10 protein-coding genes are annotated in these 12,299 nt (G+C 70.4%); 4 read left to right on the top strand and 6 right to left on the bottom strand.

Annotated features, from left to right (window positions below; genetic code table 11):
* Positions 1 to 79: 79 nt before the first annotated feature.
* Entirely contained in the window at positions 80 to 1,339 is a 1,260-nt protein-coding gene (locus tag K7C20_RS02805; protein WP_030078032.1) for a PP2C family protein-serine/threonine phosphatase, read from the bottom strand.
* Between the two features lie 366 nt (positions 1,340 to 1,705).
* Between K7C20_RS02805 and K7C20_RS02800 the strand changes: the two genes are divergently transcribed.
* The 3 genes from K7C20_RS02800 to K7C20_RS02790 all read left to right on the top strand — a co-directional run bounded on the left by K7C20_RS02800 (position 1,706) and on the right by K7C20_RS02790 (position 4,368).
* Positions 1,706 to 2,500, top strand: a complete 795-nt coding sequence (locus tag K7C20_RS02800; protein WP_030078030.1) for a PhzF family phenazine biosynthesis protein — start codon at positions 1,706 to 1,708, stop codon at positions 2,498 to 2,500.
* 122 nt (positions 2,501 to 2,622) lie between these two features.
* Positions 2,623 to 3,357 carry a class I SAM-dependent DNA methyltransferase gene (locus K7C20_RS02795; RefSeq protein WP_053210394.1) on the top strand — a complete coding sequence of 245 codons (735 nt, stop codon included), beginning with the start codon at positions 2,623 to 2,625 and terminating at the stop codon, positions 3,355 to 3,357.
* Between the two features lie 108 nt (positions 3,358 to 3,465).
* Complete coding sequence (locus K7C20_RS02790; protein WP_030078027.1) at positions 3,466 to 4,368, top strand: aminoglycoside phosphotransferase family protein; 903 nt, start codon at positions 3,466 to 3,468, stop codon at positions 4,366 to 4,368.
* Between the two features lie 130 nt (positions 4,369 to 4,498).
* Here the strand turns inward: K7C20_RS02790 and K7C20_RS02785 are convergent, their stop codons facing one another.
* The 5 genes from K7C20_RS02785 to K7C20_RS02765 are packed head-to-tail and all read right to left on the bottom strand — an operon-like array spanning position 4,499 to position 10,400.
* Positions 4,499 to 5,917, bottom strand: coding sequence for an MATE family efflux transporter (locus tag K7C20_RS02785; protein WP_409351297.1), 1,419 nt, complete (start codon positions 5,915 to 5,917; stop codon positions 4,499 to 4,501).
* 8 nt (positions 5,918 to 5,925) lie between these two features.
* Positions 5,926 to 6,951: a cysteine synthase family protein gene (locus K7C20_RS02780; RefSeq protein ID WP_030078023.1), complete on the bottom strand. Its 1,026-nt coding sequence runs from the start codon at positions 6,949 to 6,951 to the stop codon at positions 5,926 to 5,928.
* 26 nt (positions 6,952 to 6,977) lie between these two features.
* Complete coding sequence (locus K7C20_RS02775; RefSeq protein WP_030078021.1) at positions 6,978 to 8,360, bottom strand: type III PLP-dependent enzyme domain-containing protein; 1,383 nt, start codon at positions 8,358 to 8,360, stop codon at positions 6,978 to 6,980.
* Positions 8,351 to 9,376: an ornithine cyclodeaminase gene (locus K7C20_RS02770; RefSeq protein ID WP_030078019.1), complete on the bottom strand. Its 1,026-nt coding sequence runs from the start codon at positions 9,374 to 9,376 to the stop codon at positions 8,351 to 8,353. Before K7C20_RS02770 ends, K7C20_RS02775 begins: the two co-directional genes overlap by 10 nt.
* A 28-nt stretch (positions 9,377 to 9,404) precedes the next feature.
* Positions 9,405 to 10,400 (bottom strand): TauD/TfdA family dioxygenase, encoded by a 996-nt coding sequence (locus K7C20_RS02765; protein WP_030078017.1) that lies wholly within the window; start codon positions 10,398 to 10,400, stop codon positions 9,405 to 9,407.
* A gap of 342 nt (positions 10,401 to 10,742) precedes the next feature.
* Here K7C20_RS02765 and K7C20_RS02760 point away from each other — a divergent pair, with 342 nt between their 5' ends.
* Positions 10,743 to 12,287 carry an ABC transporter substrate-binding protein gene (locus K7C20_RS02760; protein ID WP_030078015.1) on the top strand — a complete coding sequence of 515 codons (1,545 nt, stop codon included), beginning with the start codon at positions 10,743 to 10,745 and terminating at the stop codon, positions 12,285 to 12,287.
* The last annotated feature ends 12 nt before the right edge of the window (positions 12,288 to 12,299 follow it).

Genomic DNA, 12,299 nt, shown 5'->3' with positions numbered 1-12,299 from the left:
TCTTCTTGTGTCCCCTATCGTGCGGGACACATCTCCTGGCTGCATCCGCTGGTCGAGTTGCGCGCATGGTCCTTCGGGGCTAGAGGCGGACGATGACCAGGGCGATGTCGTCGCGGGCACCGGCGCTGACGCCGAGGCGTGCCAGCAGTGCGTCGGCGAGGCGTTCCGGGCTGAACCTGCTGAAGCGGGAGAGGGCGTCGGTGAGGCGGGCGAGACTGGCGTCGATGTCTTCGTCGCGGCGTTCGATGAGCCCGTCGGTGTAGAGGACGAGGGTGTCGCCGGGGGTGTAGGCAAGGCGGGCCTGGGGGCGTGGCTCATGCTCGGGGTGGGCGCCCAGGGGCGGGTCGGTGGCCTGGTCCAGGAGCGTGTGGGTGCCGTCGGCGTGCAGCAGGACGGGGGGTGGGTGACCTGCGCTGCTGTAGGTGACCTCGTGGCGGCCGGTGTCGATCAGTACCTGGACGACGGTGGTGGCCAGCGCCTTGTCGACGGAGCGGGCGTACAGGCCCAGCACCTTCAGTGCCTGGGCGGGTCCCACGACCGAGCGGGCGGCGGCGCTGAGGGCGCTGCGGAGCATGCCCATGACGGCGGCGGCCTCCAGCCCGTGACCGACGACATCTCCGACCGCGACGGCGAATGCCTCCCCCGGGAGGTCGACGATGTCGTACCAGTCGCCGCAGATGTTCAGTGAGCCGATGGCGGGGAGGTAGCGCACCGCGATGTCGCGGTGCCGGGCGAGGTCGGGGGAGTGGAGCATGGCCTCCTGGAGGGTGAGCGCGACCTGGCGTTCGCGGGCATGGGCCCGGCGCAGTTCCTCGTTGAGGTGTTGCAGCGCACGCGCCCGGACGTACAGCTCGGCCTCCATCGCCTCCTCGCGCTCGCTCAGCTGCCCGCCCGGCATCTGACGGGCCCGGCGGGAGTGCACGAACGCCGTCACGTCCTCCACCCGGTGGATGATCCAGGCCACCGTGCCGCCCGGACCGATGACGGGAGTGTTGATGGTGGACCACCAGCGCTCCTCGAACAGGCCCGGCTGACCGGCAACGGGGATGTCGTACCGCTGGACCGCCATCGTGTCCGGCTCCCCGGAAGCCAGCACCCGGTTCAGCGAGGGATGCAGGTTCTGTACGCCTTCGGCGTCGGGGTCCGCGGGGTTGTCGGGGAAGGCGTCGAAGACGTACTGCCCGAGCAGATCGTCCCGGGTCCGCCCGGTTGCCTGGAGGTATGCCTGGTTGACGTCCACGATCACGAGGTCCGGGTCAAGGACCAGGCAAGCGCTCGGTGTCGCTGCGAACAGCGCCGCATGATCGAGCTCCGGTCTCCGCACGCGCTCCCTGCCCATCCTCCTCCGGCTCACGGTCCCCGCCCGTGCCAATCTATGAGGCGCCCGGTGCCCGCGCCCGCCGGGACACCTCCGCACCGCGCCACGGCCCGGCGGTGGCTTTCCCCGCACCCGGGCTCCGGGGCAGGGGGCGCGGCGGCGGCCGCGGTCCGGCCCGTCGTCGCGGTTCACCCGAATGGCTCGGGAGCTCCGGGGGCGGAGTCCGGCGCCCTTCGTCCGGGTCTGCCCCGGGGGACCCGGCGGGGGAGGGGACTCCTCGTCCGGTGGGCGTGCGGTGAGCGTGTCCGCCCCGTACGCCACCGGGCCGGCCTTCGGCGATCTCGGGAATTCGCCCGCGAGGCGCCACCGGCACGTAGCGTCGGGGGCATGCGTGCCTTCATCGTCGATGCGTTCACCGACCGGCCGTTCGCCGGGAACCCCGCCGGGGTGTGTCTGCTGGAAGAACCTGCCGACGCAGCCTGGATGCAGCGGGTCGCCGCCGAATTCAACTTGCCGGAAACCGCCTTTGTGCACCCGGTAGCGGAAAACACCTACGGGCTACGGTGGTTCACACCCACCGTGGAGGTCGATCTGTGCGGTCATGCCACCCTGGCCACCGCGCACGTCCTCCACGCGACACAGGGCATCCGGCCCGACGCCGCCCTGCGGTTCGACACCCTGAGCGGTGTGCTGACCGCCCGTCGGCACAGTCAGGGAGCATTCACCCTGGACTTCCCCGCGGATCCGCCGACCGCCGTCCCCGTGCCGGAGGGACTCGCCAAGGCGCTCGGGACCGAGCCGCGGTGGACGGGCAGCGCCCGGCACGATCTGCTCGTGGAGCCGGCGGACGCGTCGGCGGTGCGTGATCTGGCCCCGGACATCGCCGCGCTGGCCGAGTTCAGCGGCCGGGCGGTCATCGTGACCGCGCGTGCCGCCGACGGCGCCGACCACGACTTCGTCTCCCGGGTCTTCGCCCCCGCCGCCGGCATCCCCGAGGATCCGGTCACCGGCGCCGCCCACTGTGTCCTCGCACCCCACTGGGCGGGCCGGCTGGGGCGTACGGAACTCACCGGTGTGCAACTGTCCTCGCGCGGCGGGCGGGTGGGCGTCGAGCTGCACGGTGACCGGGTCACCCTGCTGGGGCAGGCGGTCACCGTCTTCGACGGCGAGCTGGCGCCCTGAGGCGCGTACGGCCTTGGGGACCAGCAGAACAGCCGGTAACGCCAAGCACTTGATGCGTCGGTCGACGCGCACATCCGGACCAACGGTCCGGTGATCTGAACGAAACCGCCTAGGCTGCAACGATGCAGTCTGCAGACCAGGCGAACGACTACGACAGCTTCGCCGCAACATACTCGGCAGAGAACGAGAACAGCCTCGTCAACGCATACTACGAGCGGCCCGCGATGTTGGCGCTCGCGGGAGACGTGACTGGCCGTCAGATTCTGGACGCCGGCTGCGGTTCAGGCCCCCTGACCGCTGCCCTGCGCGACCGTGGTGCAGTTGTCACCGGCATCGACGCCAGCGCCGGAATGCTGGCGCTGGCCAGGAGGCGGCTCGGTGACGACGCCTGCCTGCACGTGGCCGATCTGAGCGACCCCCTGCCGTTCGACGACGACAGTTTCGACGACGTGGTGGCGTCGCTCGTCCTGCATTACCTGGAGGACTGGGGGCCGACGCTTGCCGACTTGCAACGCGTGCTCCGGCCCGGCGGGCGGCTGATCGCCTCGGTGAGCCACCCTTTCACTGCCTACGCGCACCGGGACCCTCGGCCCGACTACCACGCGACCACCAGCTATACCTTCGACTGGACCCTCAAGGGGCAGTCCGTCCCGATACGGCTCTGGCGCAGGCCGTTGCACGCGATGACCGATGCCTTCACCACAGCCGGCTTCCGCCTTTCCGTCATCAGCGAGCCGCAGCCCGCCCCGGCCGCCCGTGAGCTGTTCCCGGACGGCTTCCGGGAACTTTCGACCCATCCCCACTTCCTGTTCTTCGTCGTCGAAGCACCGCAGTCGGCAACCGGCTCGGACAGCTAGCCGGTCGCGGATGGCCGGCGGAGCCGGATCCAGATCGGCAGCGGTCACAAGACCTGCCGGTCAGGACCCTACGAGAGCCGTTCGCCTGTCCCAGTACAGTGGCTGCGCATGACCGATTCCGAGATCGAGATCACCGCAGACCTCGTCCACAACCTGCTGCAGGATCAGCATCCGGACCTTGCCGGGCTGGCCATCCGCGAAGTAGCGGGTGGGTGGGGCAACCAAATGTGGCGCCTCGGGGACGACCTGGCTGTGCGCATGCCGCGTACAGAAGGTGCCCCGGACCTCCTGCGCAAGGAGTGCCGGTGGCTGCCCGTCCTGGCCCCGCGCCTGCCGCTTCCGGTCCCCCACCCCGTACGGATCGGTGAACCGTCTGCGCGCTTCCCGAAGCCCTGGACCATCATGACGTGGGTCCCCGGCGAGCCACTGGACTACACCTCCATCAGCCGCGGCGACCACGCGGCCGACACTCTGGCGGGCTTCCTCAAGGCACTCCACGTGGAGGCGCCCGAAGACGCGCCGATCACTGAGGACCGCGGCGACCACCCCAAGAAGTGCACGGACGGATTCGACCACTTCTTCCACGCCGTCGTCCCCGACGACCTCGCCGACGATGTCCGGGCTGTCTGGGACGACGCCGTCGCGGCGCCCGAGTGGGAGGGCCCGCCGCTCTGGGTGCACGGCGACCTTCATCCCGCGAACGTCGTCGTCTCGGACGGGACGCTCTCGGGCGTGATCGACTTCGGTGACATGTTCGCCGGCGATCCGGCGTGGGACCTCGCGGCCGCATGGGTCCTCCTTCCCGCCGACTCCGCCTCACCCTTCTTCGACGCATACGCGCAGGCAGACGAGGGGACGATCCGGCGCGCCCGCGGGCTGGCCGCCCTGAAGAGCCTGTTCCTCATGCTCATGGGCCAGAACGGCGACCGGGGCCTTCCTGGCGGCAAGCCGACATGGGGACCCGCGGGCCGGGCAGCACTCGACCGTGTTCTGAGAGGCGGTTCGCTGTAGGCACGGAGCGACCGAGCCTCATCAAGGCCGGTGTACCGCGGCCGGAGCGTTCGGGAGCCCCGCTTTCCGGTGCGACCGGGAAGCGGGGCGCACGATACGAGACGGTGCTGCGCAGGCCCGAGGGGCCGGCTCACGCCGTGGGCACCGCCTGCTGTGCGGTGAACTTCGCGCGCAGGCTTGCGCTGTAGCGGCGCAGGAGCAGGATGGCGGTGGCGGCGAGGCCGGTGAGCAGGCCGAGCCAGATGCCGAGGGTGTGGAGCCCGGCGGCGTAGCCCAGCAGCCATGCGGCGGGCAGGCCGATGGCCCAGTAGCCGACGAGGGTGATGCGGAAGCCGCTCTTGGTGTCGTCGAGGCCGCGCAGGAGTCCGACGCCGATGTTCTGGGCGCAGTCGAAGAACTGCAACACCATGATCACAAGGAGGAGGTGGGTGGCGATCGACACCGCCTGTGCGTCGCGGGCGCTGCTGGTGTCGAAGAAGGGGCTCAGTACCAGGTCGGGCAGGGTGATGTAGCCGATGCCCACCACGACCATGACGGCTCCGGCGCAGGCCAGGGCGGTGTTCTTGATGCGTAGCGCGGCCTCGGTGCGGCCGAGGGCGAGTTCCCGGCTGACGTTGATGGACGCGGCGTGGGAGAGGCCGACGGCGACCTGGAAGACGATGTAGACGAGCTGGTTGACGGCGGTGTGCGCGGCCAGGGCGGCGCTGCCGAACGAGCCGGCCATCAGGGCGGTGACGGAGAAGAAGCCGGCTTCGGAGCCGTAGGTCGCGGCGATGGGTATGCCGAGCCGGACCAGACGGCGGGCGGTGGCGCGGTCGGCCTTGGCGATGTTGAGGCTGAGGAGGGGGGCGAGGACCGCGTCCTTCTTCGCCGACAGGTAGAGGGCCAGGAAGGACAGCAGGTAGACCAGGGTGGTGGCCACGCCGACGCCCGGCAGGCCGAGCTTCGGCAGGCCCCAGGTGCCGTGGATGAGGACCCAGTTGATGCCGGCGTTGACGGCGACGGAGGCGATGGTGATCTGGAGCAGGGCCTGCGGACGGCGCATTCCGACGGTGAACTGGCGGATGGCCTGGAACCAGAGGCAGGGCACCAGACCGGGCGCGAGGGCCAGCAGCATGGTCTGCACGCGGGCGACGACGTCGGCCTCCTGTCCCAGGAGGGTCAGCGTCTGCCCGATGAGCAGCATGAGCACGGCGCCGGCGATACCGGCGAGGGTGGCCACGGCGAGGCTGGCGCGGACGATCTCGCGCACCTCGTCGTCGCTCTCGTCCCGCGCGGTGCCCGGCCCGGTGTCCTGGGCCGACTCCGCGCGGGCGGAGGCGGCGGCTATCTGGTTGCCGACGGAGGTGACGAGGCCGACGCCCATGGTGCGCAGCTGGTTGAAGAGGACGATGGCCAGTCCCCCCGCCGCGAGGTCGGCTGTGCCGAGTATGCCCATCATCACGGTGTCGGTGGTGGTCAGTGCGACCTGTGCGAGCTGCGTGAGGATCAGCGGGACGGCGAGGGTGGCCAGGGCGCGACTGTCGCGGAGGAGGGTGGTCAGCTGCATGGCGGGCATCAAATCCTGCGGAGTTTGGTGATCTTCTCGTCGATCTCCCGCTCCAGGGCGGGATCGAGGAGGTGGCGGGCGTTCATCCAGTCGTCGTTGAAGACGGTGTCCAGGTACTTTTCGCCCCCGTCATTGACCAGGGCGACCATGGTGCTGCCCGGCGGGAGCGAGGGCAGGCGGGTCAGGGCCTCGTGGACGACTCCGCCGGCCGAGCCGCCGATGAGCAGTCCCGTGCGGGCGAGCGCGCGAGCGGTGGCGAAGGCTTCGACGTCCCCGACCTTGACGCCCTCGTCGATCAGGTCGAAGTCGACGAGGGCACCGATCTCGGCGCCTTCGGGCGTGCCGGTCCCCGACTGGTAGTAGTCGTGCGCGGGGCCGCCGAAGGCAATCGACCCCTTCGGTTCGACGCCGATGGTGGTGAAGTCGGGTACGAGCTTGCGCAGTTCACGGGTGGTGCCGCAGAGCATGCCACCGGTTCCGACCGCGCCGATCACGACGTCGATCTCCCCGTCGAGTGCCTGGTGGAGTTCGTGGGCGACGGGGAAGTAGCCGACGCCGTTGGCGGGGTTGTTGTGCTGCTCGGTGAAGATGGTGTTGTCCTGGCCGCGGGCCATCTCCTCGGCGAGCTCTTCGCGGGCGGCGGTGGCCAGTTCCTCGGTGCCGTCGTCGACGACGTAGACCAGCTCCGTGCCGAGCGCCTGCATGCCGCGCAGTTTGTCGGCGGCGGCGTGGTGGTCGACGATGGCGGTGAAGGTGTAGCCGCGCTCGGCGGCGATGACCGCAAGGCCGAGGCCGGTGTTGCCGGAGGTGGATTCGATGATGCGGCCGCCGGGCCGCAGTTCGCCGGCCTGCTCGGCGGCGTCCACCATTGCGCGGGCCATGCGGATCTTGGCGGTGCCGGTCGGGTTGTACATCTCCAGCTTGAGCAGGAGGCGACTGCCCGTTTCGGTGCGGCACAGCTCCAGCAGCGGGGTGTATCCGATGAGGTCGGATATGCGGGAGACCACGGCGGGGCGCGCGAGGGCCTCGTTCATGGGAACACTCCTGGGCGGGTCGAAGGTCAGCATGCGGGGCGGCGGTCCAGGCGCCAGCGCGGGCGGTTGCCCAGTCGGTCCAGTACGACCTTGGGCGGCAGCGGCAGGTCGTGGAAGGGGGACTCGTTGGAGTCCATCTGGTAGCCGGCCGTGTTCGGGTAGACGAGGAGGTCGCCGACCCGCGGGCGAGCGGGGAAGGGGACCTTGCGCCAGGTGACCATGTCCGACTCCAGGCACGAGGCTCCCCCCACACACGCGGGGTGCGTTTCGCCGCCGTTTGGCCGGCCGGCGGGGGTCACCAGCTGCGGGTCGGGGAGGTATTCGCTGTTGAACCACTGCTCGGACAGGCTCAGGCTGGTGCCGTCGACGGTGATGATGCGGTAACCCTCACGGTCCTTGACGCCCTGGATGCAGAAGACCGTGGCGCCCGCTCCGTCCAGCAGTGCGCGGCCGGGCTCCATCATCAGCAACGTCCCGGTCTCCTTGAGGAGTTCGGCCAGGCTGGTCCGCCCGCCCTCGGGGACGGCGGCCAGGATGGTGCGCAGCGCGCCGGCTCCGGCGACGGGCGAGTGGTAGGGGTAGAAGTCGCCGCTCCGGAACGCCTTGTGTGCGTGGTAGTGCTCGGGGCGCTGGTCGGCGAGGAAGGTGCGCCAGTGGTCGGCGGGGCTGTAGTCGACGGCGAAGCCGCCGCCGATGCTGATGCGGTCGGCCTGCAGACCCAGCACCCGGGCCTTCAGGCACAGGTCGACGAGTTCGCCGGCGAGGTCGGCGCGCGGCTGGGTGGCATAGCCGGACAGATGGAAGCTGAAGCCTTCCATCCGTACCGCGTCCCCGGCCCGCACGCACCGGTCCAGCGCGGCCTCGACCTCGGCGGCGGTCAGGCCGAAGCGGCTGTGCGGCTGTGCGGGCGGCAGACGGCGCAGCAGCAGCCGGGCCGGGCGCACCGTACCGGTCAGCGCGAGCGTGATGAGCAGGTCCAGTTCGTCGAGCGCGTCGACGGCGATCAGACACCCCTGGAGGAGGGCCAGCCGCAGCAGCTCGTCGCTCTTGGCCGGTCCGGTGACGACGAGGTTCTCGCCGCGCACCCCGTGCCCGAGGGCCTCGCGCAGCTCCCCGACGCTGGCCACGTCGACGCCCGCCTGGTGGGCGGCGCAGCGCTCCATCCACACGGCCGCCTTGTTGGCCTTCTTCGCGTAGTACACCCGCCCCTCGACCCCGGCGTCGCTCAGCGCGGTGCGGAGGGCGGCGAGGTTGGCGTCGAAGCGGTGCGGGAGCAGGAAGTGGAAGGGGCCGCCGAAGGCGTAGGACAGCTCGTGCAGCAGGCCGCTGTCCAGCACCCGGTCGGTGTCCGGGTCGGTGTGGGCGGGCAGGGTCGGCACTGGCGCGGTGGGGAGGCCGGTCACTGCCACAGCGGCACCTGCACTCCCAGGCCCTGGTCGAGGGCGAGTTGGGCGAAGCGGTGGCCCAGCGCGATGTCGGTGACGACGAGGCCGCTGTTGTAGGCGAAGATGCGTTCCTGAGCCGAGCGGCGGCCCGCGGTGATGCCGGCGACGACGGGCGGGAACTCGGTGTCGACGGGCGGGAATTCGCCGTTGTCGCCGGCCATGTCGGTGCCGGTGACCTTCATTTGCGCCTCGCTGGTCGCCACGACGCGGTCGGCGCGGTGCAGGGTGGAGGGCGCCAGCCCGTGACCCACCAGGATGGACAGCGCGCCCGGCTTGAGCCACCCGGCCTCGACGGCTGCCGGGGTGTGCGCGCCGGCGGTGGCGACGACGATGTCGGCGTCGGCTGCCGCGGCCCGCAGATCGGTGACGATCTCCACGTCCCGGTCCGGGAAGTGCGCGCGCAACTCCGCATGTACGGCGTCGATGCCCTCGGGGTGGGTGCCGAAGAGCATCAGACGGTCCAGGTCCGGGAGGGTCGTCAGCAGGAACGGCAGGGCCAGGCGGCCTTGGGTGCCGGTGCCGATGACCAGGGCGCTGCGGGCGCCGGGCCGGGCGCATTCCCGGGCCAGGAGGGCGGAGACGGCGGGGGTGCGCAGTGAGCCGATGCGGCCGCAGTCCATCATCGCGACGGGCAGGCCGGTGACGTCGTCGTAGAGGGTGAGCGCGGTGTAGTAGTGCTGGTCGTCGCGGCCCTTGTCGAGTCCGTGCTTGTAGGAGGTCTTGATGGCGACGACGTTGCGGGAGCCGTCCCGGCCGAGCATCGCGTAGGAGACCGAGTGCCCGTCGTCGGGCTTGACGGTGAGCTTGCGGGGGTTGTCCGACCGGCCTGCGTGCAGCGTGCGGTAGGCGCCTTCGACGGTCGCGACGACGTCGGCCAGGGATATGTCGATCCCGGCGAGGTCCGTCGTCGACAGGATGCGCAGGTTCTTGTCGTCGGCGGGTATGGGGTGGGCTTCGTCGGCCACGGTGGTCTCGGTCATGTCCGTCCTTGGTGGGGCGTGGGGGCGGTCAGGCGGCGTGGGCTTCGATGGCGGCTTGACCGTAACCGTGCTCGTCCTGCTCGGCCAGGGGGCGTGTCCGGCGCGCGGGGACGCGGACGGAGGCGCGCTTGAGCCAGCGGTCGGTGCCGTCGTAGCGGGCCTGGAAGGGGACGCGGCCGTGCACGACGAGATCGTTGTCGACGACCAGGACCTCGCCGGGGCTCAGGCTCACGGCGCCCGAGACGCGGGCGAGTTCGGCCGAGAGACGCTCGTACGCGGCCCGGTGGGCGGGGGTCGCGTCATCGAGCGGGGTGTAGGCCGGGTCGAAGCGGAGGGTGAGGCCGTCCCGGGCGTGGAAGAGCGTCGGCACGCCGGGCGGCTTCCCGTCGTCGAAATTCCGGGCCTCGGTGTAGGCGTCGTCGGGCAGGATCGGCAGCCGTGGGCGGGTCAGCAGCGCGGTGTCCGCCTCGGAGAGCCGGACGTTGCGGATGCTGGCGGCGGTGGTGGCGATGTGGTCGTGGTTGCGCATGCAGCCGAGCATCAGCAGGTGGGCCCGCCCTGGGTGGAAGGCGTCCTCGGTGTGCGGGCTGAGCAGGACGGTGCTGCTGGCGCCGGTCTGCTCGGTCTCGTGACCGGGGGCGGGGACGATGTTGTGCACGAAGCGGCCGTCCTGCTGGCCTTCCCAGGCGATGGGGTTGCCCATGACGGTGGCGAGCAGCAGCAGGACGATGTCGTGGACGGCGGCGCTGTCGCCGGCCGTGGCCCAACTCGAAGGGGTGGGGCCTATCTCGGTGTCGTCGACCTCCGGCCCGCGCAGGACGAACAGGCCCGCGTCGGTGTCGACGGGGCGCAGCTCGTGGCGGATGGACTCGCTCAGCTGGGCGGCGAATTCGGCGACACGGGCGAGGAGTTCGGGGGAGGTGGCGGAGGTGCCGAATTCGGCGAGGATCTTCTCGGCGGCCTGGCGCAGTTCACCGGCGCCGGTGGCGTCGAGCTGACGGACGGGTGCGGCTCCCGTGCTCATGTCGAGGTGGTCCGTTCCGTTGCGGGTGGGGGACTGCGGGCCGGTTGAGGCGTGCGGGGTGGCGCAGCACTCGACAGCCCGGAAAGCAGGGCGACTTGGCGGTGCCACCGGTGCCACCCGGTGCCCGGAGTCCGGCGGACGGTGACGAAACTACCGACGGGAGTGAGGTAAGGCAAACCTAACTAGATATTGGGCGCTCTGGGTCGTTTTGCTCAACTCGCGCCTGATAAAGCCCTGTTGACGTCAATCAATCGATGTCTTCAGCGTCGCGCGCCCTTGCGGAAACGGTTGTCATTAGGGTAGGCAAACCTAAGCAAGCGACCCTGAGTGGAACGAGGCAACGTGAACTGGAACAGGCGTCAGGTGCTCTGGGCCGGCGGCGGTATGGGCGCGGCGGCGTTGCTCGCCGCATGCGGAGGCGGCAACGACGCGGCGTCCTCCGGCTCCGGTGGCAAGCCGAGAAAGGGCGGCACTCTCCGCATCGGCGCGCTCGGCCGGTCCTCGGCCATCGTCCGCGATCCGCACGGTGTCCAGGGCAACGAGAGCGACTACCTCGTCATCGCCCTCGTCCACGACACCCTCACCGCACCGGGTCTCAAGGACAACGCCGTCGGCCGCCTCGCGTCCTCCTGGAAGCCGTCGAAGGACCTCAAGACCTGGCGTTTCACCATCGCCAAGGGCGCGACCTTCCACGACGGGACGCCGGTCACCGCCGACGACGTGGTGTGGTCGCTGCGCCGCCTGCGCCACACCCCCGCCGGCGCTGCCCGCCTGCCCGGCATGAAGGCGGACCACATCACGGCGGAGGGCAAGGACACCGTCGTGGTCGTCTCCGACTTCGCCAATGCCGAACTTCCCGTGATGATGCGCCTGTCGACGTTCATCCTCAAGAAGAACACCCCCGACAAGGACATGGCCAAGGCCCCCGGAACCGGCCCCTTCAAGCTCGACTGGTACCGGGGCGGCAACGCCCGCCTGTTGCGCAACGAGCACTGGCACGGCGGCCAGGTCTACCTCGACGCCATCGAGGTGACCATGTTCGAGAGCCCGCAGGCGATGGCGAACGCCATGATGTCCGGCCAGATCGACGTGGCCTCCAACGCCGGTCCCGTGGCCGCCCGCACCGCCGACGCACGCAAGGACATCCAGGTCGTCCGGCGCCCCGACGACATGGCGATGCCGGTCGTGATGCGCACCTCCGGCGGCCCGTTCGCCGACCCCAAGGTCCGCGAGGCCATGAAGCTCGTCGTGGACCGCGAGGCGATGGTCAAGCAGGTCCTGTCCGGGTACGGCACGGTCGCCAACGACATCCTGGGCACGGCCGACCCCGACTACGCCAAGAGCATCCCGCAGCGCCACCGCGACCTGACCAAGGCCAAGAAGCTGCTCAAGGAAGCCGAGTTCGACCTCTCCCGGACCTACGAGCTGGTCACCACCGAGGACGTCCCCGGACTCGCGGAGTCCGCCACGCTGTTCGCCTCCCAGGCCCGCGAGGCCGGCGTCAAGATCAAGGTCGTCAAGCAGGAATCCGGCACCTTCTACCAGAAGACCTGGCTCAAGGGCGACCTCTACACCAACTACTGGGGCACCAACGACTCCCTCGTCTTCTTCGCCTCCAAGACCATGACCACCGGATCGGGCGAGAACGAAGCCGACTGGTCCGACAAGGGCTTCGACGCCGCCTACCACAAGGCCATCGCCGCGGCCGATCCAACGGCACGCACGGCCGCGCTGCGCGAACTCCAGCAGATCGAACACGACGCCTCCGGCTACCTGCTGTGGGGTATGGCCGACGGCATCGACCTGGCCGCCCCCAAGGTCCACGGCCTGCCCAAGCTCCCCGGCTACGGACGCGTCCAGCTCGAAAACGTCTGGCTGGCCAGGTGACCGACACGACCA

The sequence above is a fragment of the Streptomyces decoyicus genome, assembly GCF_019880305.1.
Classification (GTDB): domain Bacteria; phylum Actinomycetota; class Actinomycetes; order Streptomycetales; family Streptomycetaceae; genus Streptomyces; species Streptomyces decoyicus.
Note: the sequence above shows the minus strand (reverse complement) of the source record. Positions and strands in the feature narration are given on the sequence as shown.

Coding starts and splice junctions, on each gene's coding strand:
- K7C20_RS02805 (WP_030078032.1), bottom strand. CDS start 1,339: ATGGGCAGGGAGCGCGTGCGGAGACCGGAGCTCGATCATGCGGCGCTG.
- K7C20_RS02800 (WP_030078030.1), top strand. CDS start 1,706: ATGCGTGCCTTCATCGTCGATGCGTTCACCGACCGGCCGTTCGCCGGG.
- K7C20_RS02795 (WP_053210394.1), top strand. CDS start 2,623: ATGCAGTCTGCAGACCAGGCGAACGACTACGACAGCTTCGCCGCAACA.
- K7C20_RS02790 (WP_030078027.1), top strand. CDS start 3,466: ATGACCGATTCCGAGATCGAGATCACCGCAGACCTCGTCCACAACCTG.
- K7C20_RS02785 (WP_409351297.1), bottom strand. CDS start 5,917: ATGCAGCTGACCACCCTCCTCCGCGACAGTCGCGCCCTGGCCACCCTC.
- K7C20_RS02780 (WP_030078023.1), bottom strand. CDS start 6,951: ATGAACGAGGCCCTCGCGCGCCCCGCCGTGGTCTCCCGCATATCCGAC.
- K7C20_RS02770 (WP_030078019.1), bottom strand. CDS start 9,376: ATGACCGAGACCACCGTGGCCGACGAAGCCCACCCCATACCCGCCGAC.
- K7C20_RS02765 (WP_030078017.1), bottom strand. CDS start 10,400: ATGAGCACGGGAGCCGCACCCGTCCGTCAGCTCGACGCCACCGGCGCC.